Source organism: Kosakonia arachidis, assembly GCF_900116535.1.
Lineage (GTDB): Bacteria > Pseudomonadota > Gammaproteobacteria > Enterobacterales > Enterobacteriaceae > Kosakonia > Kosakonia arachidis.
This window is the reverse complement of the sequence record NZ_FPAU01000001.1, coordinates 318,481-343,796: the sequence shown is the minus strand read 5'-3', so window position 1 is coordinate 343,796 and position 25,316 is coordinate 318,481. Positions and strand designations below refer to the sequence as shown.

Below are 25,316 nucleotides of genomic sequence, written 5' to 3'. Positions count from 1 at the left end.
TAATCCTGTCAGTTTTGTTACGCCTGAAGGCAGAGGTAAGGTTTTCAGGCGTCAGCAAACCGTGCCGTGTTGAGCAACTGTGCAGAATTTTCCCGCCGGGCGTGTTCGGTGCGGAAAACGCTCATCAACGCCACCAGATTCTGTGACTGATCGCGCAAATGATCGACCGCCGAACTGGAGGCGCCCACCAGCGCGGCATTCTGCTGCGTCACCTGATCGAGTTGGGCAATCGCATCGTTTACTTGCGCAACACCCAGCTCCTGCTCCTGAGTAGTCATGCCGATTTCGTTTATCATTTCCGCGACATGGTGCGATTGCTTCACCAACTCGCCGATGGTGAACCCGGCATTGTTGACCAGTGTTGCGCCGTTATCCACACAATCAATACTGGCCTGAATCAACCCTTTGATCTCTTTCGCCGCTGTGGCGGAGCGCTGCGCCAGTGAACGCACCTCCCCTGCGACCACGGCAAAGCCGCGCCCATGCTCACCGGCTCGCGCCGCCTCCACCGCCGCATTGAGCGCCAGGATATTGGTCTGGAAAGTGATACCGTCGATAACGGTAATGATCTCGCCGATTTTGCGCGCGCTCTGGCTGATCTCGTCCATAGTGCGCACAATGTTGTCGATCGCTTCTCCGCCTTTGGCGGCAATGTCGCTGGCGGCGGTGGCCTGCTGGTTAGTGACGCGAACCGTGTCAGCATTCTGGCGAATGGTCTGGCCGATTTGCTCCATTGACGCTGCGGTCTGTTGCAGGCTCGCCGCCTGCTGCTCCGTGCGCTGGCTGAGATCCATACTACCCGCAGCCACGCCGCTGGCACCTGCAGAGATCGATTCGCTACTCTCACGCACCTGCGCCACAATGCGGTTGAGACTTTGACGCATCGCCTCCATCCCGGCCAACAAGCTGTGACGATCGCCTGCCGCCAGCGTCACCGGTATTGCCAGATTGCCCTCGGCGATATCGTGTACCACACGCAGTGCATAGGCCGGTTCCCCCCCCAGTTGCCGCTTAATAAACCGCGTGGCAAACCAGGCGATCAACACACCAAGCAGCATTGCCGCTGCAGCCAGCATCAGCAGCAGATCGCCGGATGTGCGCGCACTGCCGGTGGTCTCCGCCGCTGCCGTGGTCGTGCTTGCCTGCTGGCGCTGGATCATCAAGGTGATTTCATTAAAGAGTTGTGCCTGAACCGGTTGCAGTTTATCCACCGCCATCGACTGGGAGTCGAGCATCTGACCATTTTTCGCCATGCTCACCGTCTGGCGCACAACCGCGACGTATTGCGCCTGCGTCTGTTTAAAGCGCTCCAGCATCTGCTGGATATCGCTGCCCTGAATATTCTGCTGTAACTGTTTAACCAGCGTGTCGATACGCTGGATTGCTGCTTCGGTGGCCCTCTCTTCGGCCTCCTGTTTATCGGCGTCATCCTGAAACACCATAATAAAGGTCGCTTTAGTGGCGTTATTTAACGTGTCCTTTAGCTCCTGCATCACCAGCAGGTTAGTCAGATGATATTTCTCGTAATATTCAATGTGTTTGCTGGTGCTGAGTAATTCTGTCCGCCCAAAAATCGCTACCAGGAAGCTGATCACAATAATGGTGGCAAATCCGGTGCCTAAAAGCGCACCAAGAGAGAAGGGTTTGATGACTCGCATAGTATCCCTCGTAGTGTTTCAACGAATTCCGCAATCTGTGCAATGCGTACAATTGCACTATACGAAGGCAATAACCTTACGGAAAATATGAAATTACGATGGGATCGCCGGATGGCGGTAGCCCCTCATCATGCCTGCAGGCGAGGTTTATTGCCGGTTTAATCGCAGGGCTTATAAGCGCCAGCATGACGTGCTGGCAATAAAAGGCAGAAATCGCTATACACCCAGTAATAAAGAAGAAGCCGGATGCATCGCCGCTGCCCACACGCGATTCGAGCATTTGTTGCTGAAATGCCGGATTACTTATTATGGGTTCACATCCCCCGAGGGATTCGCTGCGTTGCCAGGCTGTAAGCCCGGAGCAATCAAAGATAATTTTGCAAGTAAAAGCCTTCTACTGACGGCCTTATCATGCGGAATAACGCAGTGCAATCGGCCGCCATGGAACATTATCAGCATAAAGGTCTGCTTTTCATGGGTACCAGACAGACAGGCCAAACTAAAGCACTGGGCGATGTTATCCGTTATGCCCGGAAGCAGGGAGTCATCCTGGCTCCCTTTTTTTCAGGCAACAACATAGGGTCTTAATTCACCTCACTTCGACGGCGTGGTGGTGGTAGTGGTGGTGGTCGACGTGTTACTACCGTTATCTCCGCCCCCCATGGCCAGCAATGCCAGCCCGGTGACGGCAGCAACGCCAGCAACACCAACCCAGGTCGAATTTCCAATAGCGCTGTCTGAAGCATTACTGCCAGCGGCAGCACCTTCGGCAACAGGGGCTGCGTGTGCCAATCCAGAAATAATAAAACTAACGACCAAAATAATGCGATGTAAATGCGTCATGATCCAACCCTCATATTTTATTGGGAGCTTTCGCACTTTAAATCGCCATCACAAAATAAGATCGCAAATTAAGACATTCCTCGACAATATGGAAACAATTGGGAGATTCCTCAGCTCAAATTAATTATCTAAGCGAAGCGGCAATGTCTTGCATAAAACAAAAATAAGAATATCCTCAGTTAACAACTTTTTGACAGTATGATACAGATCAAACTAGAAACAAAAGATAAGAAGGATCAAAAGCAGCAACCATTTTTTACTCGTCAATTTTTACACACAGTTTCATACGATCCGGGAGGATTTTAATATGGGAAGAAATATCGACATCGTATTATTCAAAATTAATTGCTCTTATACCAAAAAAGGTATAATTCAATTGGTAAAAGAAATTAGAAATTGCAGTGAAATACAGATTGCCATTAACTTTAGCGCGCCTTTTTCCAACCGTGGGATGTTGGTTGTAACTAAAGGCCATTTTTCTCCCTTTACCCTGGTACATACACCTATAATTGTGATACCCGATAAAATACAAGTACATATCTTATTGGATATTTTAACTGAATTTATAAACGGGCGTGTCAGTAGCCATGTAAAAACCATTCGACTAGGCCGTCGAGAAATCGCAATACTGAAGGGTATGATCTTCGAAAAGAGCGACGATGAGATATCTAACCTATTGAGCATTAACAAAAAAACAGTTTCATCCCACAAAGACAACATCAAGAAAAAAATCTCAGCAAACTCCAGGATTGATATTTTTTACGCTTTCAGTATTTTTCCATTCAAAGATTTTGGACTGGCAGAAAATGAAGAGGAAATAATACCTTTCCCCCAGCCAAAAACACCAAATCGTAGAGTGGTGGCCTACAGCTGATTACAATCTATGAGATGAAATTAAAATTTAATACTCACAACGCAACCCATAATAATTCCGTATAAAAAAAATACTCTACACCTGTTTGCGTTCGAGATACACAGCAGAAGGAAATAATAAAATTGAGGCTATCGTCGGTGGTATTTTTTGATATTACCGACGTTCCTGGACTGGACCGCTTTAAAATGCTTATAGAATGAAAATGCGATTATAACCAGCAGCACAGCAATCATAGTTAGTTCAAGAATGATCATTTTGTGCACTCTCCAGAGGGAGGAGGCTTTATTAACTACTGAACAGCGTAGCGCGTCAACAGCTGATACAGAAAATAAGAATGACCTCACTGCAACATTATTTTTAAAACACTTGTTCATTTAAAAAATGAGAAAATAACCATGCCTACTAACATTTGTAGTATGACAGTTCGGCGCAACCATTATCTGCGTATTTTACGCCGCTATTCCTCGCTCAATGCAGTTGAAGAAATTTATGAGGTTAGACGCCAAAAGCTAACCGGAATAGAACTGGAAGCGCTGATCAGCGCCAGCGATCATCGCCGCGCAGAACTCATTCACCACTGCCGCTGGCTGAAAGTTCCGGCCAGCGCATGGCGCAATGTGTAGGTTACTGAGCGTCATTTATTCACCTTAGTTATGCAAAAAAATCTTATATCAGTGGTAAATCTTTTTAGTCGCCTGCCGATAGCTTAAGAGTCTTTTGTGACATTGACGTTGACAGGACAAAAAAATGAAAAGACATCCCCTCTCTTGCAGGGCGCTAAAGGCGGCAGGTTATGACCCAAACTCCTGCGTGTTGGAGCTTGAGCACAGTAATGGACGCCTTGAACAGTATCTCGGCGTACCACCGAAGATCTGGCAGGGTTTTTTGATGAGCCAGCAGCAAGAGACATACTTCCGCGAAAATATTGCCAGCAGCTACTTAAAAATCACCGTTGAACCAGCGAATCGCAGCCGCTTTTAGACTGTAACACGGTCATTTTTATTGTTTTTGTGTTAACGTTGTCTTCCCACGCAGAGGACGCGGTTTCCTGTAAACTAAGAGCCTATCCCTGTAGGCGTATAGTGTTACAGCCAGTTTGGACACGGACAGCGCGCAACAACCGGAGCGTACATGCAGTACGTGAGGATGACTCGCTTCGCTCGCCCTAAAGGGCCGCCGCAAGCGGCGTTCAAAATGCCGACACATTTTGTGTGAGTACTGCCCAGGACCAAAGTGGCAAAAAAATAGCCTAATGGGATAGGCTCTAAGGTTTTTGACAACATAAGAGGGTATATGAGAATTGGTATTGCCTTTCCGGTGCTGGTTTTTATTGTCGCGGTCGCTTTCCTTGCCTGGTTTATCCTCGGCGGCTACGCCAACCCAGGTTCCTGATGTCTTTCCCCGTACTCCGTTTTATGCAGATAACGCATTCGTTAATGCCGTATCCGCTTACAGAAAATAAGTAAAACCAATGGAATGAATGAGCCTGCCGTTCCGTGAGCGGGTGTAAACTACCGGACAAGTACGTTTACCGGAGTGGTTCATGAATATCATTGAAATCATCATGTCGGCGGGCAAGGTTTCCGTGGATGTTGCGCTGTATACCTTGCTTCCGATCATGGTGGTCATGCTCATCATAATGAAGTATCTGGAGGAAAAGGGGGTTCTGGATGGCATCGTTCGTCTTACCTCACCAGTATTAAAGCCTTTTGGTATCAGCGGAATGGGGATTTTCGCCCTGATTCAGCTTAACTTCGTCAGCTTTGCCGCCCCGCTCGCCGCGCTGGCTATTATGGAGCGCCGCGGAACCTCCGACCGCCATCTTGCAGCCACGCTCGCCATGTTGTTCGCCATGGGTCAAGCGAATGTGTTTTACCCTCTTACGCCATTCGGCCTGCACTGGGGCATGGCGATTATGATTTCGCTGATTGGCGGCCTTGCCGCTTCAACGCTGACCTGGTACGTCACGGGACGCAAACTCTCTGCCGCCAGCCTGCGCGACGAAGAGGGAGAACTGAATAAAGATAAGCCGCGTGCCGGATTGATTTCGGTGATTAACGGCGCTGGTGCAGATGCGATTCGCCTGTCGCTTGGCTCACTGCCGATGCTACTGTTATCGCTAACGGTGGTGGGCTTACTGAAAGCGGCAGGCGTGGTGGAAGCGCTGACGTCGCTGCTAACACCGATGCTGGAATTCTTTCATATTTCAACAGTCTATGTGCTGCTGGCGCTGACCAAATGCCTGGCGGGCGGTACGGCCTATTTTGGCGTGGCCTCAGAGATGGTGCAGCACGGTCAACTGACGGCGCAGCAGATCAACGCCTCGGCGGGCTTCCTGGTACAAACCCTCGATTTACCGGGGATCGGGATTTTTCTCGGTATCGCCAGTCGCTTTGTTCGTCTGTTCCGCTTTGTACTGCCTGGCGCGATTGTCGGCATTCTGATCCGTACACTGTTACATGTGATGGTGTTTTAACGCAGAAAAAGCATAAGGGCACGATTTGTGCCCTGTTTAATCTGTGCTATTTCCCCAGTGCGGCGGCCATTGCGGCGCTGCATTTCATTGGCTCGAATTCAATAACCTCGTAATCGGCCACACCTTCACGGTAAAAGGGATCTTCTTGCAACAGCGCATCCAGCGCCGGGCGGGCGAGTGCGTGGGCTAAAATCACGCCGCCGCTGCGCGGGTTTGTTGGCCCGGCCGCCAGAAAATGGCCCTCTTTAAAGCACGCATCGAGATACGTGCGATGCACCTCAACAAAGCGATCGACCTCGCTTAACGGTTTTTTATATTTCAGCGTTACGATAAACATACACAAACTCCTCTCTATGAACAGTGAGTTATCAACACGTTACGGTGCAGTATTCATGAGGGTTATATTGCGGTTAAATACCCGTCCAGGCTATTGCCATTTTTAACCCAGTTGAGACCGGATTTGTTGTGGACATCAAACTGCTGCGATCGTTTACCGTTGTTGCCCGGCTTGAACATATCGGCCAGGCAGCTGAAAAGCTGAATATCTCATCATCCCCGCTGAGCCGACAAATTCAGATACTGGAAGATGAATTGGGCGTCACGCTGTTTCATCGCGAGAAAAAACGCCTCCATCTGACCACCGAAGGGGAAAAATTTCTCGACGACGTGGTGCCTTTTCTCCAGCACTATGATCGGCTGAAAGATCACGCCAGACATCTGGGTCAGGCCAACGCCGGACGCATCGATATCGGCTATGTCGAAGCGGCCATTCACTCACGCCTCCTGCCCGATGCGCTGGCAAAATTAGCACTACCGCCAGAAATCGATATCAAACTGCATTCGATGCGTTCAAAACAGCAGCTTGAGCAGCTACAGACGCGGTTAATTGATGTGGCGTTCTTATACACGTTGCCGCCATCAAGCGACGCACAGTTTTGCCAGAAAATCGTCCTTACCGAGCCGGTTCTGCTGGCGATGCCGAAAGCGATGGCTCTCCCCGCGCCCACGTCCGCTCAGCTTGCGCATTATCCCTGGATCGCCGAGCAGGAAAACCTGAACCCGGCAGCACGCGTGCAGTTAGTTCGGGCCTGTCAGGAAAAAGGCTTCACCCCGCGCATCAGCCTGGAAGTTTCCGGCCCGTTGGCCGCGCTCTCGTGTGTCGAAGCGGGGCTGGGATTCACCTTTATTCAGCAAAGCCTGGCGCGCATTGCGTCGGAGAATGTGGCATTAGTGGCTCTGCCATGGCTACCGCTGGAGATCGCGCTACACCTGGTGTGGAGAAAAAATGAAACAAAGCCGCTCGTGCGACGTCTCCTTGCGGCTTTCGATTAGCGCACCTCACCGGGCCTGGTACGGATTCATTCCTCCAGGCCCGGTGAGCGCAGCGCCCCACCAAGCAATAGGTTATTTCTTCACCGTATCTTCGAGGAAGAAGCGACCGAGTGGGTTCTGGTAGAAACCATCAATATTTTTCCGACTCACATTGCGGTACGGGCTGTAGTAGAGGTCGATCCAGTTCACATCGGCTTTGGCCATTTTTTGCAGATCGATATACATCTGTTCGCGTTTTTTCGGATCCATTTCCACGCGAGCCGCGGCGACCAGCGCTTTCACCTTGTCATTCTTATAACGCGTCATGTAGTTCATGTTGGTGTCATGGCCCAGCACAAAGGTGGTTTTCTGATCCGGGTCGAGAATATCGTTGGTCCAGTACATCACTGAAATATCGTATTCGCCCGCCACCAGCATGTCCCAGCTCTGGCTGGGATCGACTTTTTGCAGGTTCACCTTCACACCTGCTTTCGCCAGTTGCTGTTGCAGCAGGATAGCAATCTGCTCATCCACTTCATCTCCGGCATTAACCACATAATTCAGCGTTAAATCGGAGGCGCCGGCGTCTTTCAGCATCTGTTTGGCTTTTTCCGGATCGTAGGCACGGCGCAGGTTATCGCTGTAGTGATACAGTGCACCAGCCGGGATATAGGAGTTCGCCACCTGGCCATAGCCAAAGGTCACGGTTTTCACGATCGCATCTTTATCGATGGCGAAGTCCAGCGCCTGGCGCACTTCCACTTTACCGAGTGCACCGTGCGAGTGGTTGATCAGCAGATGATCTTCACGGGTTGATGGATCCAGCTCTACCTTCAAATTGTTGTCTTTTTGCAGTGATGCAATACGCGAGAACGGCACGGTCAGCGCAGCATCCAGCTCGCCGGCCTGTACTTTCAGCATGCGGGTGTTGTCATCGGGGATGGTCAGCCAGTCCACTTCATCGAGACTGACATTCTTCGCCTGCCAGAAGTTCGGGTTCTTCACCAACACGATTTTCTCGCCGCGCACCCACTCTTTCACGCTAAACGCGCCGGAACCGACCGGTTTTTCGGCAAACGTCTCTGCCCCTTCTGCCTCCAGCGCTTTTTGCGAGATCACCGACGCATTCGGCAATGCCAGTTGTGACAGGAACGGCGCAGACGGCGATTTCAGCGTGACGACCAGCGTGCGCGCATCCGGCGCTTCGGCTTTGTCGATAATGCGGTACGAATCGCGCCACAATGAACCCGCATCGTCACGAATACGTAGCAGGCTGAACGCAGCATCGCTGGCACTCACCGGCGTACCATCGGAGAATTTAGTGTCGCGAATTTTAAAGGTATAGACCTTGCCGTCCGGCGAAATACTCCAGCTTTCTGCCACGCCCGGCTCCAGTTTGGTGCCCGTTTTATCCACCCGCACCAGCGGATCAAAGACGTTGGAAAACACCCAGTTGTCGGCATTTTGCGCCGATTTAATCGGATCGAACGTGGTGCTGTCTTCGCGACGTCCAATGGTTAATACACCTGCCGCCTGCGCCATTTCACTGACCACACTGAGCGCCAGAAAAACGCTGGCCGCCAACAACCTAACATGCCTGTGCTTCATCAAAAGATCTCCTGCTCAAAGGAAAAACCGTCTCATCGCCTGTGTGGGTCAACACACAGGAATATGCGTGATCGGCAATTTGCCGGGTTGGAGGTAACGCGCCGGTGCGACATTGCACCTGCGCATAGGGACAGCGCGGATGGAAAGCGCAACCCTGTGGAATCGATAACGGACTGGGCGGTTCGCCGCCGAGCGGCTCCGCAGGCAACGGTTTATCGGGATCGATTTCCGGGATCGCCGCCACCAGCGCTGCGGTATAGGGGTGGCGTGGCTGGGGGAATACCGCTTCGGACGGACCTTCTTCGACAATGCGCCCGAGGTACATGACCGCCACGCGATCGCACAGGCGGCGCACAATCGCCAGATCGTGAGCGATAAACAAAATCGCCAGCCCCATCTTTTCGCGCAGCTCCATCAGCAGGTTAACGATCTGCCCCTGAATGGAGACATCCAGCGCCGCCACACACTCATCTGCCACAATCAACCGTGGTTCGATCGCCAGCGCGCGCGCAATCCCGGCACGCTGGCACTGCCCGCCGCTAAGCTGGCCGGGTCGGGACTTCGCTTGCTCCGGGCGCAACCCAACTAACGTCAGCAGTTCGGCCACCCGCGCATTCACGCCGCTACGCGACACTTTCTTATGCACGCGCAGTACTTCCGCAATGCTGTCGCCTATGGTCTGGCGAGGATTAAGCGAGGCGAAAGGATCCTGGAAAATCATCGCCGTTTGCAGGCGCAACCGCGTCACGTCACTCTTCAGACCATGAGTAATGCGGTGTCCATCGAAGCGAACCTCGCCCGCCGTCACCCGCTCAAGCTGCAATAGTGCCCGCCCCAGCGTGCTTTTGCCGCTACCGGATTCGCCCACCAGACCGAGGGTTTCCCCGGCGTGAATTTTCAGTGTGACGCCGTTAACTGCGTGCACCACCCGCCCGGTGCCAGGCAGGCCAGCGGAAACCGGAAAGGTCACGCTGACGTTGTCCGCCTCTAACAGGGGCCAGTTTGCTGATGTCGTCATGCGCCCTCCCGCAGGATAAGGGGTTGTAATGCGTGATGGCAGGCCGCCGCATGGGCCAGCGTGTCACGCCCCTGGCGTAGCACGGGCTGTTGCTGACACGCCGCACTGGCATACTGGCAGCGGGGATGAAAGCGGCAACCGACCGGGAAGTTATCCGCCACCGGCGGCTGGCCGCTAATCGTCACCAGACGCCCCTGCCCGCCTTCGCTGGCTGGCTGGCAATCAATTAATCCACGGGTGTAGGGATGCAGGGGGTGCGCCAGGACCTCGCGCTTACCCCCCACTTCGCACAGCCGCCCGCCGTACATGACGGCAATGCGATCGCAGGTTTGCGCCACCACGCCGAGATCATGAGTGATCATGATCACTGCCAGCCCCAGTTGCTGCCGCAAATCGCTGAGTAGACGCAGGATCTGCATCTGCACGGTGACATCCAGCGCGGTGGTTGGCTCGTCAGCAATCAGCAACGACGGCTCAGGTGCCAGCGCTACGGCGATCATCGCGCGCTGGCGCATGCCGCCGGAGAATTCATGCGGATAGTTATGGATGCGGTTTTGTGGATCGGGAATACCGACCTGGCGCAGCAGTTCTTTGGCATCTTCCCGTGCCTGTGCACGGCTGGCACCGAAATGACGGCGGCGGCTTTCGGCAATTTGCTCGCCGATAGTCATCACCGGGTTGAGGTGGCTGGCCGGGTTCTGGAAAATCATCCCCATTTCGCGCCCGCGCACCGCCGACATTTGCGCTTCGCTTAACGACAGTAAGTCGCGGCCGCCCAGCCGCACTTCGCCGCCGGTAATGTTCAGCCCCTGGCCGGGCAACAGACGCATCAATGCCCGACAGGTCACGGTTTTCCCGGAGCCACTCTCACCGACCAGGCCGAGTATCTCTCCGGCATTCAACGTAAATGAGACCTTATCTACCAGCGCAATATCTGGCTCACGGGTAATGGTCAACTCTGAGACAGTCAGCAGTGTCATACACGCGCTCCCAGTTTATCGCCCAGGCCATCGGCCAGCAGGCTGAAGCCCATCGCCAGCAGTACAATCGCCAGCCCAGGGAAGGTGGTTATCCACCACGCAGTGGTGATAAAGCTCTGCCCCTCTGCCACCATCACGCCCCACTCCGCCGTGGGGGGCTGCACGCCCAGCCCAAGGTAGCTGACAGCCGCGCCGTTCAGCAGTACCAGCACGCAGTCAGACATAGAGAACACCAACGCACCGGTGATGGCGTTTGGCAACAGATGGCGGAAAAGAATGCGCGCATGACCATAGCCAAGGCTGCGCGCCGCAATAATGAAATCCCGCTGTTTTAACGTCAGCACCTGCGCTCGCACCAGCCGGGCGTAAGAGACCCAGCCGACCATCGCCATCGCAATATAGAAACTGCCCAGCCCCGGCCCAAGAATGGCGATGATCGCCAGCATCAGTACCAGAAAAGGAAACGCCAGCACGATGTCGATCAACCGCATAATGACCGCATCCACCACGCCGCCGAGATAACCGGACAGCGCACCGAGCGTAGTACCAAGCAGAAATGGGAAGATAACCCCCAGCAGGCAGATTTGCAGATCCACCCGTGCGCCCCATAGCACGCGCGAGAAGATATCGCGGCCAAAGTTATCGGTACCGAACAGGTGTGCGCCACCGGGGGTAAGCAGGCTTGATGTTGCATCCTGCGTGATGGGATCAAACGGCGCCAGCCACGGAGCAAACAGGGCGATAAACAACCACAGCCCGACAATCGCTATCCCGGCGCGCAGCGCGTGCTGGCGTGGGATAGCCCGGCGGCGTAACCCGGAAATCACGCTGAGAGCATTCATAATTTCACCCTCGGATCCAGCGCTACGGTCAGCACATCGGCCAACAGATTGACGGCCACGGTCGCCAGCGCAAATACCATCACCACGCCCTGCACCACCATGTAGTCGCGGCTAAAAATCGCTTTCACCAGCAACTGGCCCAGCCCCGGAATAGCGAACACGCTCTCAATCACTACCGTGCTGCCAATCAGCCAGCCAATATTCACCGCCAGCAGGTTGAGTGTCGGTACCAGTGAATTGGGTAACACATGACGCCAGAAGATACGGTTTTCGCGCTGGCCCCGTGCCCTGGCCGCCACCACATAATCACTGCTCATTTCCATCAGCAGGCTGGCGCGCAGGTTGCGGATCAATACTGCCGCCAGTGCCAGCGCTACCGTCAGGCACGGCAGCACCATATGGTGCAGTTGGTCGGCAAAATCGCTGCCGTAACCGGAGACCGGGAACCAGCCAAGCACCACGCTAAAAATGATGATCATCATGATGCCGAGCCAGAACGCCGGAAACCCTAACCCGGCGGTGGTGAACAGACGGATCAGTTGATCCGCCGCCCGTCCACGCTGTCGCGCCGCCAGCGAAGCCAGCGGAACCGTCAGGATCACCGCCAGCAGTACGCTGCCCAATACCAGCCACAATGTCGGTTCAAGCCGTGAGTTAATCAGCTTCAGGGTATCGACGCGGTAGACAATCGATTTGCCCAGTTCCCCCTGCAACAAATTGCGCAGAAAGTAGCCATACTGCACCCATAACGGTTCATCGAGACCAAACTGTGCACGGATACGCGCCAGCGCTTCCGGCGTACTACGTACGCCGAGCAGAATGCGCGCCGGATCACCGGGGATCGCCCGTACCATCGCGAATGTGATGATGCTTATTCCTAGCAGTACGGGCAGCAGTTGCAAGGGTCGAAATAACAGGAAACGGTAACGATGCATCAGTGAACTCCCATGGTGCATATGGTGGTGGAGGGTTAAAAAATCGCTCCGCCGTAGTGCAACCCTGTGTCATAAATTTGCGCCCGGTCAGCTTTTGCGGGCGTTTTCTTTACGCTAACGACATCGTTCAGGGCTGGGTAGTTAGCAAAAATACTAGTTTTACTTTTCCCTCAGGACGGCACCGGAATTGCATGTTTTGGCGAAGCCACGGGGAAAGTGCACAAACTGTGCCCGTGGCATGGCACCGTTTACCCTGAGGGAGTTCATTATGCGCATTGATATCGAAAGCCCTGGTGCAACCAACGCCACCAGGCTTGAAGAGGCTTTTGCCGGGCTGTTTGCCAGAACGCAGGCGTTGGGGTTTGATGCGGTGATTTACGACTACACGCCGGTGCCGCGTTCGCTGGAAGGCACGCTGATTACGCCATCGCTGCTGGAGATGCGCAATGTGCCGGATGATATGCGCAGGCTATGGTGCGAGCGTGGCTACTATCAGGTCGATCCGGTTCAGCACTTTGCGCTGGAGAGTTGCGCGCCGTTCGTCTGGTCTTATCAACGCCCGGATCGCAGTGCATTGCAGGGACGGCTGGATGAGAACGCGCAAGAAGTGACACACTACATGCGCGATAACAACATGCCCTGCGGCGCTACCGTGCCGCTGCATCTGCCGAATGGCGGTTTTGTCACGCTGACCGGAATTGTGACCGACCAGCGGGAAGAGCGTGATATCAGCGAAACACTGGCGCAACTGACCTTTCTGGCGCACCGCTTTCAGGAGTCGGCGTTTCCGTTATTTGACGCTTCAATGCTCACCTGCCGCCATGTCAAACTGAGCAACCGGGAGCGCGAATGTCTGGCGTGGTCCGCCGAAGGGCTGACAGCGAAAGAGATTGCCCGCAAGCTGCACCGCTCGGTCGCCACTGTCACGCTGCATCTCAACACGGCAGCGAAAAAGCTCGGCGCGACCAACCGCGTGCAGGCTGTTGTCCGGGCGTTGCATTACCGTTTGCTGGACAGTTAAGAACTAGCATTTTTGCTAGTGTTCAGCGCAAGCAGTGACGTTCTAACCTGAAAACTACTTCACTTAACAGGGTAAACGTCACTCATGTACACCATTCGAGAAGGCTATATTCCCTTCCGGGGATATCAGACCTGGTTTCGCATCTGCGGCGATCTGCACAACGGTCAGACGCCGTTGGTGGTCGCGCACGGTGGCCCCGGCTGCACTCACGATTATGTTGATGCGTTCAAAGATATCGCCGAAACCGGGCGCGCCGTGATCCACTATGATCAACTGGGTAACGGACGTTCCACCCATCTGCCGGAGAAAAGCCCCGATTTCTGGCAGCCCTCACTGTTTCTCGACGAACTGAATCATCTGCTGCAGGCGCTGGAGATTGCCGACAACTACGCGTTGCTGGGGCAATCCTGGGGCGGAATGCTGGCGGCAGAACATGCGGTCACCCAGCCGCAAGGGTTAAAAGCGATGATTATCGCCAACTCACCGGCATCCATGGCACTGTGGCTGGAAGGCGCGGCGAAACTGCGCGCACAGCTTCCGCCTGACGTGCAACAGACGCTGCTGGCGCACGAAGCAGCGGGCACACTGGACAGTGCTGAATACAAAGCGGCCAGTCAGGTGTTTTACCAGCGCCATGTCTGCCGTCTCTCCCCCTGGCCGCCAGAAGTGCAGCGCACATTTGATGCTATGGACGCCGATCCGACGGTATATCACGCGATGAATGGCCCGACGGAATTCCACGTTATCGGCAGCATGAAAGAATGGACAATTATCGACCGTTTGCCACAAGTACGCGTGCCGACATTACTGATTTCCGGGCGCTATGACGAAGCCACGCCAGAAGTGGTGCAGCCGTTTATGGACCATATTACCGGGGCGCAATGGGTGATTTTCGAATCCTCCAGCCATATGCCCCATGTTGAAGAGCGGTCACTGTGCATGCAGACCGTCAGTGATTTTTTGGCGAAAACCTGTTGATTCTCCGCCCACACCAGGTGGATTGTGTTTGTTGTTGTTAAGCGCCGGCAAGGCGCTTTTTTTGTGCCAGCATGCCGGTCAGCAACCCCGGGCATTAACGGCACATCGCGGGTTCGCCCCCAGTGCGCATTGCTGAATAGAGCGAACAGAGCGCCTGCAGGCTTTTGGTGCCGGTACGTTTCATCAGGCTGTTGCGCTGCACACTGACAGTGGTCGGGCTGACGCCGCGGATCCGCGCGATATCCTCCACCGAATGCCCGCGCAGCAACAAGCGCATAATTTGCTGCTCGGCGCTGGTGAACTTAAAGGTGCCGTGAATATAGCCGGGCTGCTGGTTCTGCTGACAAAGCAGGATCATCACTTCCAGCGCCTGGCGCAGCTCGTGCACATGAACATTTTCTGCGAGGCAGAGTTTCACCAGCCCAGGGAAAAGTAGCGTCAGTGAATCGAAATGGCGTTCAGAGGAGATGAAAATAGAGTAATGCGGCGGCGGCCTGGAGAAAAAAAGGGAATACATTTCCACAATATCCATTCCCGCGGTGACATATATTGCGGCACCATCGCCGCGAAAACGGTTGCCTTTTTCCCTGCCCAGTTGCCTGAGTATTTTCTCAATACCATAGATGAAAAGGCGATCCTTTCCATAGATTGTCATAGCGGCTCCAGAGGATAATTTTTATATTTCTCGCTCCGTTAACGGAGACATTTTTTCCTGAGTGTTAGGGATGGGCAGATCAAGTCTGGCTCACTGTCTTTTTTAGCTTTCATTGAATTTGTTGATGACATCCCGTCTGGCTCAGCATTTCGTTCTCTTCCTGTTGCACTCAGTGTATTGCATTTTTCGCCTAATGCTCGCAATTTATTCCAGGAATAAATTTATGCAGCTATTTAGTTACGACAGTGAATCAAGCCTATCACTCTTTCTTCCTTACCTCACTAATAAAACATATCTTGTTGTTTTAAAAGGATTTAATGTGACCAGGATTATCTTTAATTCTGCCATTTCAATAATTTTTCATCTCTATTTAAATGTTCGATCTTTGTCTCAAAACACTATTTCAAATTGTGTAAAAGTTCGTTCCAATTTGTTTTGATGGATGTAAAAGCAGCATGGTTAAGGTATCCAATTAACCCTGAAAATTGGGTTGATAACGTATTCTGTGTGGTGAATCCCCCTCAGCGGCGGGGTCATGCTGATATGAGGTTATCCTCAATTATGTTTCATTTTTATGGGCAAACTGGTGAGATCGGCCGTCAGTTCACCGGGAGGCACCCGGCGCCACACACCACATTACCGACATAGTGATTATATTCGTCATAATTATTATGCCTGCTAATTATACCAATTTTTATCAGAAGGGAGTGTCACATTCCCACTGAATTAAAACCATCTGCAATTTTTTGCGGAGAACCTTCTGTACCTTTGGAATAAAATAATAGGGGATATTATGTTGCGCACATTGTTATTAACTACCATACCGTTGTTCAGTATTGCGGCCCATGCGGTGACGTTTGATTATCGTCATGAAACAAATGACAGTGGAGGTAATAACCACAAAGATCGTTTATTAATGTCGCACCGCTTTGCAAATGGTTTTGGTTTATCGCTGGAAGGGAAATGGAAAGGCTCACAGAATAAAGACAAGGCATACCACGAAACCATCAGTAATGGTACGGAAGTGGTCGCCAGTTATGTTTATAAAATTAATCCGACCTTCCAGATTGAACCAGGTTTTTCACTGGACAGCAGTTCGACCTCGAACAACTATCGCCCGTATTTGCGTGGCAAGGTCAACTTCTCCAGCGATGTCGGAGCAACGCTGCGTTACCGCCCTTACTTCAAACGCAACTCTAACAACATCGGCACCAAAAAAGACACCAGTGAGAATGGCTACAACCTGACGGCTGTCATTTCGTGGAAACTGTTTAATGATTATCAGCTCGACTACGAACTGGATTATAAACACGCAACGTCTGCTGGCGTATTGATTGCCGATAATGAAAATTACGACTGGACGCATGATGTGAAATTAACCTACAAATTTGATAAAAACTGGTCACCGTATATTGCAATTGGTAATGTATCCGGCAGCAAATATACGGACGAACGTCAAACTCGTTATCGCGTCGGTGTGAAATATAATTTCTGATAATCCGAATATAAATAAGGATTTCGGCAGAAATCCTTATTGTTAAAGAGGCAAATAATGAAACTGTCGAAAATGACTCTGGCATTAACGATGTTGAGTACCTTCTCCTGCGCGGCCATTGCGCAGGAGAGCGCGCGCCTGAGCAGCGTCAAAACCTTTGCCGATACAGTGATGGCGAAAGCAAGCGCACAAAATCAACCCAACGTGTCCTTACTGGCCGATGGTGTTGATCCACGCACCGGCAAGCAGATGGAATGGATCTTCCCGGATGGGAAAACCGCAGTGTTGTCGAATTTTTCTGCGCAACAGAATCTGATGCGTGTGCTGGTTGGGTTAAGTAACCTGAGCGGCGAGGCAAAATACAAAAAGCTGGCCGAAGATAACATTCGCTACTATTTTCGCCATTACCAGGACAAGAGCGGGCTGCTACTGTGGGGCGGACACCGTTTTATCGATCTCAACACATTGCAACCGGAAGGACCAAGCGAGAAAGAGAAAGTCCACGAACTGAAGAATGCCTACCCCTACTATGATTTGATGTTTGCTGTCGATAAACCGGCGACCGAACGCTTTATCCGCGCTTTCTGGAATGCGCATGTTTACGACTGGAAGATCCTGGAAACTAGCCGTCACGGCGAATACGGCAAGGCAATGGGCAAACTGTGGAACAGCGAGTTTGAACAACAACCGCCGTTCTTTGCCACCAAAGGCCTGAGCTTCCTCAATGCCGGGAACGATCTGATCTACTCCGCCTCGCTGCTCTATCAACACGATGGTGACAAAGGCGCACTCATCTGGGCAAAACGGTTGGCGGAACAGTATGTCCTGCCGCGCGATAAAAAGACCGGGTTGGGCGTTTATCAGTTTACCCAGGCGTTAAAACGCGCAGAAACCAACGACGACAGTGATACCAACTCAAAATATGGCGATCGCGCGCAGCGCCAATTTGGCCCGGAGTTTGGCGCGGATGCGCTGGAAGGCAATATGATGCTGAAAGGCCGCACCAGCACGCTCTATTCAGAAAACGCGCTGATGCAACTGGCGCTGGCAAAATCCCTCGGACGCGACGGGGATGACATCAAAAAATGGACGCTGGATGGCCTGAAAGCTTTCGCTAAATATGCCTATGATGTGAACAACAACACCTTCCGTCCAATGCTGGCAAACGGCAGCGATTTGTCGGGTTATACACTGAAACGTGACGGCTACTACGGCAAAAAAGGCACCGTGCTGGAGCCCTATCCGGCAGGCAATGAATTCCTGCTCTCTTACGCCCGCGCCTGGACACTGGAACCGGATACAGAGATATGGAAAGTGGCGCGCGGGATTGCCCGTAGCCAGGGGCTGGGTGATATCGGCGAACCCGGCGGCAAAAACCACAAACTGGATCTCAACACACAAAACAGCGAGCCGTACGCCATCTTTGCGCTAATCGATCTGGCGCAAGCAACTGGCGATAAAAGCTACCTCACGCTGGCGGATAAAGTCGCGGACAATGTTATTGCCTACAAACGTCTCAATGGCTTTTTCGTCGATGATCAGCGGTATATCTACGCCAATATCGACAATATTGCTCCTTATGCCCTGCTGGCGCTGGAAGCAGCGATGCGCGGTCAACCGGACGCGCTGGCACCCTTCCTCAATGGCGCAGGCTTTACCGAAGGTGCATACCGGCTGGATGATGGTACGGTGCGCTACTCCACCCGCGACGACGAGTTGTTCAGGCTCAAGCCGGGCGAACAGTTAAAACCTAACGGTAAGAAGTGATTGTTCGGCCTCTCTCTGCCAGCCAGTGAGAGGCCATCTCGTTGATTTCCCCCTGAACAGCGCGGTAATCACCTGCACAATCCTGCCACAATTATTTGTAAAACTTAACAAATAGCTGTCCTATCCCGCTGATCGCATGGCACTTTGGGAAAATGACGAAAATACCCCCCTGTGCTAGATTTTTCCTGTACCAACAATCAGGAGGAGTGGAGCATGAAATTCAATGATGAGCACACGGGACTCATTGGATTAGCCATTGGCGCAGCAGTAATTGGGCTGGTTTCAGAAAGGAAAGCAATTAACCGCGACAGCATTGTGCAGGAGATCGAACGGCAAGGCAGAAGCCGGGGTGATGGGGTTGAAGATGAGGTTTTTTTGAAAGCAGCGGAGCTGGTACGCAAAGGTATTTAGCTCCGCTTAGTGCTTTCAGGCAGGCGAGCCAGCTGGGGTCAGGCTCGCCTGAATTGACTATTTTACCGTGCCCTTTACACCGTGCGGCTCCGCACGACGATACTGCGGCGCAATATGCACCGCGCCATGCAAGGCTGCGGCAGCATGCCACGGCCAGCGTGGATCATAGAGCGCACCGCGCGCCAGCGCAATCAGGTCCGCCTCCCCCTGTTGCAGAATATCTTCCGCATGCTGAGGTTCCGTAATCAGCCCAACGGCGATCACCGGCATACTGGTCTGTTGACGCAGCGCTTTGGCGAACGGCACCTGATACCCGGCGCTTACTTTAATGCTCTGCAACGGCGACAGCCCGCCGCTGGAGACGTGAACATAATCGCCGCCCGCCGCTTCGATTCTCTTCGTCAGTTCGACAGACTGCTCCAGATCCCAGCCCCCTTCTACCCAGTCGGTGGCGGAAATACGAATGCCAACTGCCACGGATGACGGTACGGCTTCACGCACCGCGCTGAAGACTTCCAGTGTGAAACGCAGACGGTTTTCGAGGCTACCGCCGTACTCGTCGGTACGCTGGTTGGAAAGCGGCGACAGGAACTGATGCAGCAGATAACCGTGAGCGGCATGAATTTCGATCACATCAATACCCAGCGCCACGGCGCGACGCGCGCTGTCGACAAAGCTCTGTTTGACGCGTTGCAGATCCTGCTGGCTCATTTCGCGCGGCGGGTGTTCACCCGGATCGTACGGCACGGGGGAAGCGGAGATCGTTTGCCAGCCACCCTCTTCCGGGCTGAGCTGTTTGCCGCCCAGCCACGGTGCGCTGACGGAGGCTTTACGTCCCGCATGGCCCAACTGGATGCCCACTTTTATCGGTGAATACTGGCGAATATCATCCAGTACCGCGCGCAGCGCCTGTTGTGTCTCATCATTCCACAAGCCCAGATCCTGCGGCGAGATACGCCCTTGTGCCTCTACGGCTGTGGCTTCAATAATCAGTAACCCGGCACCGGAAAGCGCCAGGTTACCTAAGTGTATGCGGTGCCAGGCGGTCGCTTTCCCCGCCTCGGCGGAATACTGACACATCGGAGCGATAACAATGCGGTTATCCAGCGCAACACTGCCCACATATGCTTGCGTAAATAATTGGCTCATTTCTTCTCCTTAAGTCCGGCTAAGACTCATGACTTTCTGCCTGCCGTGCGCGATTGTCTTTGGCGGAACGTGCCGTTTGTGGCTTTTGGTTTTCACAACATGATGAAATATTTCAATATTTATAAATCAACCACGCCGGACGCTGCCGCCTCATCCCGCCACTCCAGCAGTAAAGCGTAATCCTCGCGTGTGACAGCAGCAAAACCGCCAATTAATGCCGCCGCACAAACCTGCTGGTACTGCGCATCGCTGACCAGTTGCTGTAATGATTCCCGCAGCAGCGCAAGATGGGTGGCGGAAGTTGAGGCGGAGGTGATGAGCGGTAGCCCGGGCGTCAACGGGCTTTGCCCGATAATCGTCAGCCCTTCAAGTAAATCCGGCTGGTGGCGCTGCAGCAGCGCCCAGGTGACACAGTCGATGGCGGCGATATCTGCCCGATCTTGCCGCAGCGCCACCAGAGATTGTCGGTGGCTACCGCTAAACTCCACCGCGGCAAAAAAACGTCCCCCACCGGAGAGCGCAGCGACCATTTTCCGCAGGGCGTTATAGCCAGATTGTGATTCGATAGCATTGCAGACCGCGCGCTGACCGCGAAAATCCCCCAGCGTTTTCCCGCTCTCTTCTTCACGCGTCACCAGGAAGCTGCGGTAGCCTATGCCTTCGCAACCCGGTGCCTGATAGTGAAAACAGCCCACGGTTTGTACTTTATCAAGCTGCGTGACCAGCGGATAACCGCAGGTCTGGCTTAACAGCAGCGCATCTTCCTGCCAATGCATCAACAGATCCGGCGGCGGCCAGACATGCGTTGCGATTATGCCACGGGCGGAGAACAGCGCTTTAAGCACACTGCCCAGCGCCACGGTATCTGCGCGGTGCAGATCGTACATGGGCAAAGAGAACAGGTTAGTCGTTGTGTTGCTTGCAGCCAGGGTGTGCATTCACGTCCACCGATGTAAACAAAAAGCGTCGTAACCATTCACTATAGCCCCGAACAAGAAATCCGCGATTACGTTGGCGGTAAGCCTGCCGGTCACGCAGGTAGAGCGTGCGCAATCCATACCAGGGCACGCCGGGCAGATCGTGGTGGATAGCATGATAGTTGAGGTTCAGAAACAGAATGCGCCACGGCAGCGCCGCTTCATTGATCACCGATCGCGCTTGCGGATCGTCCGCCGCCTGGTGTTCGAGAAAAGAGCGTATTTTGGTCACCGCCAGCGCCGGATAACTGACCACCAGCACAAACCACAGCGGTGAAAAATCGCAATGCGCCATCCACGCAAACAGCAACGCGAGTAATACACCGTGCACCAGCCATACGGCGATAGTTTTCGTCTTCCACTGATAAAATGCGGCGATCATGCCTGCCAGCAGTTGCCCGATATCGAGCAGCGGCGCCAGCAGCAACCGTCCGGGAAATGTGTTGCGCAGACGAATGATCTTACGCTGCAGGTGCGAGAAACGCTGCCAGTGCTGAGGTGCAAAATAATAAGATTCAGGATCGGCATGCGGCAGCGTCAGCTCCGGCGTGCTGTGGTGAGCGAGATGAGAATCACGGTAAAGGCCGTATGGATACCAGACCGCCAGCGGCAGCAGGCCCAGCAGTTGATTAAACCACGGCCAGCGTGTTGGATGACCGTGGATTAATTCATGCTGCACAGAGAGATACCAACAGGTAAAGACAATCAGCAGTAACGTTGCTGGCCACAAGCCTAAGGTTTGCCAGTTCTCCAGCGTGGCGAACCAGCCGCCATACACGGCAATAATCACCGTCCAGGTAGGAAGCTCATAACGCCACACCCAGCTTCGGGCACGCCGTTGTATAAAATCACGTTGCTCTTCATGTAAATAAACCGCACGACGTTTTGCCATTCACTTATACACTCTCTGCGCTTATTCGCGTCACGATGTGAGGGAATGGCAGAAATCACAACCAACTTAAATGGTGTAACTATTGCTGAAAATGGCAAAGCGCCGGGCGGCGCGGCTCAGGCCACTTTACCACGCGGATCGTCGAAATGTTGCTGCGCCACGTCGTAACGCACGCCTTCGCGATGAAGGATGCGTACCTTTTTCACTACCGTCGCCAGCGCCCGGAGGAAAGTGGCAGCGTTTTCGTGGTTCTCATACGCGGCTTCATCGGCCCAACCCTCCACCAGATGAAAGGCGTTGGCATCAGCCAAATCCTGAGCAAAGGCGTAGTAAATACAGCCGGGCAGTTTACGCGCGGCGGCCATTTCCGGCACCACCGCATCAATAAAGGTCTGCCGATCGTCGAGATGCACGCGATAGTAAGCGCTAACCACAATGTCAGTAGCAGGAGATTTTTCGTGATCGGCACTCGAAATCGTACAGTTCATATTTCTCGCTCCAGTAGAGGATTAACGGCTCGGCTTCCACAGTTTGACAGAGGCATGTTTTTCATATGCCTTGCCATTCGGGTAACTGACCAGTTCCATGTCCGCGCCCCATGGCGAGCGGAAATGCACCCAGGTTTCGCCTGCCGTGTCGCCGCTGGTCATCGTCATCGGCTCACCACTAATGGCAATGCCTTTCGACTTGAGCCAGGCCACGCCGCCCTGAATATCATCGGTGTAAAACGCAATGTGTGAAGCGCCGATATCCTGCATCGCTGGCATCTGCGAGCTACCATTGGCATCCTGATAAGCGAACAATTCAATGTTCGCGCCGTTGCCGCAGCGGATCATGGCAATTGTCACGCTGCCGCTCAGCGGTTTGCCATCTGGTGAGGGCAGTTTTTCTAGCGCGAACGGGCCGATTTGCGTAGCGGGCACGCAGCCGAAAGTGTCATGGAAAAAAGTTTCCGCCTGCTTCAGGTCCGGCACGTTAATGCCGACGTGATCGATTCCGGCTGTTTTGATCCCGGCGGCCTGCGTCAGACCGCTCAATCCCAGCAGCATGCTGAGCAGTAATAAAGGGCGTTTCATGATGCTTTTCCGCTTAGGGTTGGTTGATAAACACATGGGCGCTGGCGATACGGCCATTGCGGACGGTAAAAATGTCTTCCCCCTGTACCAGGCCTGGGTTGTCCTGTGGGCCATAGCTCCAGGTCACGCGGCCCAACCCATGATTCCAGGTCAACGGGGCCGGATGGAAGACAAAGCCCGGATGCTCACGCTGGACGCGAGCAATCAACGCCACAACCTGCTGATAGCCGGTGGCGATGTCGGCGTAATCGGCGACATAAATGTCCTCGGTATAAACCTCGCCAAAGCTGCTGATACGCGGTTGCGGATCGTTCCAGATGGCAAAGTGTTTATCGATCAGTTGCTGGGCGATTTGCAGTTCAGGTGATTTCATCTCTTTATGCTCCGTTGTCTGTGCGTGGGCCAGCGGCAGCGCCATCAACGCTGCCAGCGCCAGCCCTCGAAAAGTGAGGGCGTTGACCATCAGATTTGCGCCATGCCGCCATCGACAAACAGCTCTGCGCCATTGATAAAGCTGGAGGCATCTGACGCCAGGAAAGCCACCACTTTGCCGACTTCTTCCGGTTCGCCAAGACGGCCCAGCGGTACTTGTGCAGCCAGTGCGTCAAATAGCCCCTGGCGGTGTTCATCGGGGACTAAATCGCCAAGGCCCGGTGTGCGGATGGGGCCTGGACTTACCACGTTGACGCGGATACCGCGGCCTTGCAGATCCAGCGACCACGAGCGGGCAAAATTACGCACTGCGGCTTTACTGGCGCTGTAGACGCTGAAGTTAGCCGTCCCTTTGATCGACACGGTGGAGCCGGTCAACACAATCGATGCGCCATTCACCAGTAGCGGCAGCGCTTTCTGTACGGTAAACAGTACGCCGCGTACGTTGGTGGCAAAAATACGGTCGAAATGCTCTTCGGTAATCGACCCCAGCGGCAACATATCGCCGCCCCCGGCGTTGGCGTGGAGGATGTCCAGCCGCCCGGCGTTTTTGGCGATTTTCGCATACACCGCGTCGAGATCCGCCGGAACTGATGCATCCGCACGGATGCCGGTTGCATTAGCGCCAACTTCAGCGATTGCAGCATCCAGCTCTTTCTGCCGACGACCGGTAATAAAGACACGTGCACCCTGGACCACCAGTTCTTTCGCTGTAGCCAGACCAATACCGGTGGTACCGCCAGTGATAAGGGCAATTTTTCCGCTCAGTTGTTTCGTCATTTTTCTGTTCCTCAATTTGGGTTTTAAGGTTTACCGGTGGTCAGTCAGGCTGACGTCTTCGGTATGGCTGTACTGTAGCGCTGTCGTTTTTATTGAAAAATACCGAAAAATGAAAATGACTATTCACTGTGGTGTATAATTGATTCTCATCCGTAAAGGGGGGACGTATGGATCAGTTGCAGGCAATACAGGCTTTTGCCCGCGTGGTGGAGGCCGGGAATTTTACCCGGGCAGCAGATTCACTGGAGATGCCGAACGCCACGCTGAGCAAACTGGTGCAGGAGCTGGAAGCACACCTCGGTGTGCGGTTGTTGCAGCGTACCACCCGCCGGGTGACGGTGACGCAGGAAGGACGCGACTATTACGACAAGACCGCACGCATTCTGCGCGATCTGGAAGATATTGATACCTCTTTTAACAGCGTGCGCAGCCACCCGCGGGGTCAGTTACGGATTGACGTGGGAGGTTCCACCGCGAGCGATGTGCTGATCCCTGCGCTGCCGGAGTTTCTGGCGCGCTACCCGGATATCCGTATCGATCTCGGCGTTTCTGACCGTACGGTGGATCTGATCAGCGACAATGTGGACTGCGTGATCCGCGGTGGCCCGCTGGATAACTCCTCGCTGATCGCCCGCCAGATTGGTGCCGCAACGCTGCTGACCTGCGCCACACCTGCGTATCTGAAAGCGTTTGGCACACCCGCCTACCCGGATGAACTGAAAAATGGCCACCGGCTGGTGAGCTATCTCTCACCACAAACCGGCAGATCCTTCCCCTTACGTTTTGAGCGTGACGGTGAAAAGTGTGAAATCAAGGTGGATCACCGCATCGGCGTAAACGAGAGTAACGCTCATCTGGCCGCCGCTCTGGCCGGGCTGGGGATTATTCAGACCTTCAGTTATGCGCTGGAAAGCGCGCTGAAGAGCGGCGAGCTGGTGGAAATTTTGCGCCCCTGGCGTCCCGCGCCCTACCCTTTCCATGTGGTCTATCCGCAAAACCGCCATGTCACGCATCGCCTGCGGGTTTTTATTGACTGGCTACTGGAGAGTTTCCCGAAAAATGTGGGTCGCTAGTGCAACATATTATTTTCGTGCCTCAAGGAATAACAACGTTAATAACGAAAAAATGTGAAAGCATC

General features: G+C 53.6%; 28 protein-coding genes. 12 read left to right on the top strand and 16 right to left on the bottom strand.

Annotated features, from left to right (window positions below; all coding sequences use genetic code 11):
- Positions 1-44: 44 nt before the first annotated feature.
- Both BM427_RS01660 and yjbE read right to left on the bottom strand, forming a co-directional pair.
- Positions 45-1,658: a methyl-accepting chemotaxis protein gene (locus BM427_RS01660; protein ID WP_090118616.1), complete on the bottom strand. Its 1,614-nt coding sequence runs from the start codon at positions 1,656-1,658 to the stop codon at positions 45-47.
- A gap of 594 nt (positions 1,659-2,252) precedes the next feature.
- The gene (yjbE, locus tag BM427_RS01655; protein ID WP_090118614.1) at positions 2,253-2,501 is read right to left on the bottom strand and encodes an exopolysaccharide production protein YjbE; all 249 of its coding nucleotides are present in this window, start codon (positions 2,499-2,501) and stop codon (positions 2,253-2,255) included.
- 307 nt (positions 2,502-2,808) lie between these two features.
- Here yjbE and BM427_RS01650 point away from each other — a divergent pair, with 307 nt between their 5' ends.
- The 5 genes from BM427_RS01650 (at position 2,809) to BM427_RS01635 (ending at position 5,851) form a co-directional block, all read left to right on the top strand.
- A complete protein-coding gene (locus tag BM427_RS01650) occupies positions 2,809-3,375 on the top strand; it encodes a LuxR C-terminal-related transcriptional regulator (RefSeq protein ID WP_090118612.1) in 567 nt (188 codons plus the stop codon).
- Positions 3,376-3,770: 395 nt separating this feature from the next.
- The gene (locus BM427_RS01645) at positions 3,771-3,998 is read left to right on the top strand and encodes an Hha/YmoA family nucleoid-associated regulatory protein (RefSeq protein ID WP_090118610.1); all 228 of its coding nucleotides are present in this window, start codon (positions 3,771-3,773) and stop codon (positions 3,996-3,998) included.
- A 124-nt stretch (positions 3,999-4,122) separates the two neighbouring features.
- A complete protein-coding gene (locus tag BM427_RS01640) occupies positions 4,123-4,356 on the top strand; it encodes a KTSC domain-containing protein (protein ID WP_090118608.1) in 234 nt (77 codons plus the stop codon).
- A 312-nt stretch (positions 4,357-4,668) separates the two neighbouring features.
- Positions 4,669-4,767: a YoaK family small membrane protein gene (locus BM427_RS25155; protein ID WP_035889721.1), complete on the top strand. Its 99-nt coding sequence runs from the start codon at positions 4,669-4,671 to the stop codon at positions 4,765-4,767.
- Positions 4,768-4,918: 151 nt separating this feature from the next.
- Positions 4,919-5,851, top strand: coding sequence for a nucleoside recognition domain-containing protein (locus BM427_RS01635; protein WP_090118605.1), 933 nt, complete (start codon positions 4,919-4,921; stop codon positions 5,849-5,851).
- 46 nt (positions 5,852-5,897) lie between these two features.
- Here the strand turns inward: BM427_RS01635 and BM427_RS01630 are convergent, their stop codons facing one another.
- Positions 5,898-6,188: a YciI family protein gene (locus BM427_RS01630; RefSeq protein ID WP_090118603.1), complete on the bottom strand. Its 291-nt coding sequence runs from the start codon at positions 6,186-6,188 to the stop codon at positions 5,898-5,900.
- A 128-nt stretch (positions 6,189-6,316) separates the two neighbouring features.
- On the opposite strand from BM427_RS01630, the gene BM427_RS01625 reads away from it, so the two are divergent.
- On the top strand, positions 6,317-7,183 hold the full coding sequence (locus tag BM427_RS01625; protein ID WP_090118601.1) for a LysR family transcriptional regulator: 867 nt from the start codon (positions 6,317-6,319) through the stop codon (positions 7,181-7,183).
- A 72-nt stretch (positions 7,184-7,255) separates the two neighbouring features.
- Here BM427_RS01625 and BM427_RS01620 read toward each other — a convergent pair whose 3' ends face one another.
- The 5 genes from BM427_RS01620 to BM427_RS01600 are packed head-to-tail and all read right to left on the bottom strand — an operon-like array spanning position 7,256 to position 12,545.
- Complete coding sequence (locus tag BM427_RS01620; protein ID WP_090118599.1) at positions 7,256-8,770, bottom strand: ABC transporter substrate-binding protein; 1,515 nt, start codon at positions 8,768-8,770, stop codon at positions 7,256-7,258.
- Positions 8,751-9,788, bottom strand: a complete 1,038-nt coding sequence (locus BM427_RS01615; RefSeq protein ID WP_090118597.1) for an ABC transporter ATP-binding protein — start codon at positions 9,786-9,788, stop codon at positions 8,751-8,753. The genes BM427_RS01620 and BM427_RS01615 overlap by 20 nt, the downstream gene beginning before the upstream one ends.
- On the bottom strand, positions 9,785-10,768 hold the full coding sequence (locus BM427_RS01610; RefSeq protein WP_090118595.1) for an ABC transporter ATP-binding protein: 984 nt from the start codon (positions 10,766-10,768) through the stop codon (positions 9,785-9,787). The genes BM427_RS01615 and BM427_RS01610 overlap by 4 nt, the downstream gene beginning before the upstream one ends.
- Positions 10,765-11,610, bottom strand: coding sequence for an ABC transporter permease (locus BM427_RS01605; protein ID WP_090118593.1), 846 nt, complete (start codon positions 11,608-11,610; stop codon positions 10,765-10,767). Before BM427_RS01605 ends, BM427_RS01610 begins: the two co-directional genes overlap by 4 nt.
- A complete protein-coding gene (locus BM427_RS01600; RefSeq protein ID WP_090118591.1) occupies positions 11,607-12,545 on the bottom strand; it encodes an ABC transporter permease in 939 nt (312 codons plus the stop codon). The genes BM427_RS01605 and BM427_RS01600 overlap by 4 nt, the downstream gene beginning before the upstream one ends.
- A gap of 268 nt (positions 12,546-12,813) precedes the next feature.
- Between BM427_RS01600 and BM427_RS01595 the strand changes: the two genes are divergently transcribed.
- Both BM427_RS01595 and BM427_RS01590 read left to right on the top strand, forming a co-directional pair.
- Positions 12,814-13,566 (top strand): LuxR family transcriptional regulator, encoded by a 753-nt coding sequence (locus BM427_RS01595; RefSeq protein ID WP_090118589.1) that lies wholly within the window; start codon positions 12,814-12,816, stop codon positions 13,564-13,566.
- Positions 13,567-13,650: 84 nt separating this feature from the next.
- A complete protein-coding gene (locus tag BM427_RS01590) occupies positions 13,651-14,544 on the top strand; it encodes a proline iminopeptidase-family hydrolase (RefSeq protein WP_090118587.1) in 894 nt (297 codons plus the stop codon).
- Positions 14,545-14,638: 94 nt separating this feature from the next.
- On the opposite strand, the gene BM427_RS01585 is transcribed toward BM427_RS01590, so the two are convergent.
- Positions 14,639-15,199 carry a helix-turn-helix transcriptional regulator gene (locus BM427_RS01585; RefSeq protein ID WP_090118585.1) on the bottom strand — a complete coding sequence of 187 codons (561 nt, stop codon included), beginning with the start codon at positions 15,197-15,199 and terminating at the stop codon, positions 14,639-14,641.
- A 793-nt stretch (positions 15,200-15,992) separates the two neighbouring features.
- Here BM427_RS01585 and BM427_RS01580 point away from each other — a divergent pair.
- The 3 genes from BM427_RS01580 (at position 15,993) to BM427_RS01570 (ending at position 18,872) form a co-directional block, all read left to right on the top strand.
- Complete coding sequence (locus BM427_RS01580; RefSeq protein WP_090118583.1) at positions 15,993-16,694, top strand: oligogalacturonate-specific porin KdgM family protein; 702 nt, start codon at positions 15,993-15,995, stop codon at positions 16,692-16,694.
- A gap of 57 nt (positions 16,695-16,751) precedes the next feature.
- Positions 16,752-18,461 (top strand): pectate lyase, encoded by a 1,710-nt coding sequence (locus BM427_RS01575; RefSeq protein ID WP_090118580.1) that lies wholly within the window; start codon positions 16,752-16,754, stop codon positions 18,459-18,461.
- 213 nt (positions 18,462-18,674) lie between these two features.
- Positions 18,675-18,872: a hypothetical protein gene (locus BM427_RS01570; RefSeq protein ID WP_090118578.1), complete on the top strand. Its 198-nt coding sequence runs from the start codon at positions 18,675-18,677 to the stop codon at positions 18,870-18,872.
- A gap of 57 nt (positions 18,873-18,929) precedes the next feature.
- On the opposite strand, the gene BM427_RS01565 is transcribed toward BM427_RS01570, so the two are convergent.
- The 7 genes from BM427_RS01565 to BM427_RS01535 form a co-directional block, all read right to left on the bottom strand.
- Positions 18,930-20,021 carry an NADH:flavin oxidoreductase/NADH oxidase gene (locus BM427_RS01565; protein WP_090118576.1) on the bottom strand — a complete coding sequence of 364 codons (1,092 nt, stop codon included), beginning with the start codon at positions 20,019-20,021 and terminating at the stop codon, positions 18,930-18,932.
- A gap of 119 nt (positions 20,022-20,140) precedes the next feature.
- The gene (locus tag BM427_RS01560) at positions 20,141-20,959 is read right to left on the bottom strand and encodes a phosphate/phosphite/phosphonate ABC transporter substrate-binding protein (RefSeq protein WP_090118573.1); all 819 of its coding nucleotides are present in this window, start codon (positions 20,957-20,959) and stop codon (positions 20,141-20,143) included.
- The gene (locus BM427_RS01555; RefSeq protein WP_090118571.1) at positions 20,925-21,890 is read right to left on the bottom strand and encodes a fatty acid desaturase; all 966 of its coding nucleotides are present in this window, start codon (positions 21,888-21,890) and stop codon (positions 20,925-20,927) included. The genes BM427_RS01560 and BM427_RS01555 overlap by 35 nt, the downstream gene beginning before the upstream one ends.
- A 116-nt stretch (positions 21,891-22,006) precedes the next feature.
- Positions 22,007-22,378, bottom strand: a complete 372-nt coding sequence (locus tag BM427_RS01550; RefSeq protein ID WP_090118569.1) for a putative quinol monooxygenase — start codon at positions 22,376-22,378, stop codon at positions 22,007-22,009.
- Between the two features lie 21 nt (positions 22,379-22,399).
- Entirely contained in the window at positions 22,400-22,966 is a 567-nt protein-coding gene (locus BM427_RS01545) for a VOC family protein (RefSeq protein ID WP_090118567.1), read from the bottom strand.
- A 13-nt stretch (positions 22,967-22,979) separates the two neighbouring features.
- Positions 22,980-23,429: a nuclear transport factor 2-like protein gene (locus BM427_RS01540; protein WP_175539118.1), complete on the bottom strand. Its 450-nt coding sequence runs from the start codon at positions 23,427-23,429 to the stop codon at positions 22,980-22,982.
- On the bottom strand, positions 23,429-24,178 hold the full coding sequence (locus tag BM427_RS01535) for an SDR family oxidoreductase (RefSeq protein WP_090118565.1): 750 nt from the start codon (positions 24,176-24,178) through the stop codon (positions 23,429-23,431). The genes BM427_RS01540 and BM427_RS01535 overlap by 1 nt, the downstream gene beginning before the upstream one ends.
- A 167-nt stretch (positions 24,179-24,345) precedes the next feature.
- Here BM427_RS01535 and BM427_RS01530 point away from each other — a divergent pair, with 167 nt between their 5' ends.
- Positions 24,346-25,251 (top strand): LysR family transcriptional regulator, encoded by a 906-nt coding sequence (locus BM427_RS01530; RefSeq protein ID WP_090118563.1) that lies wholly within the window; start codon positions 24,346-24,348, stop codon positions 25,249-25,251.
- Positions 25,252-25,316: the final 65 nt, after the last annotated feature.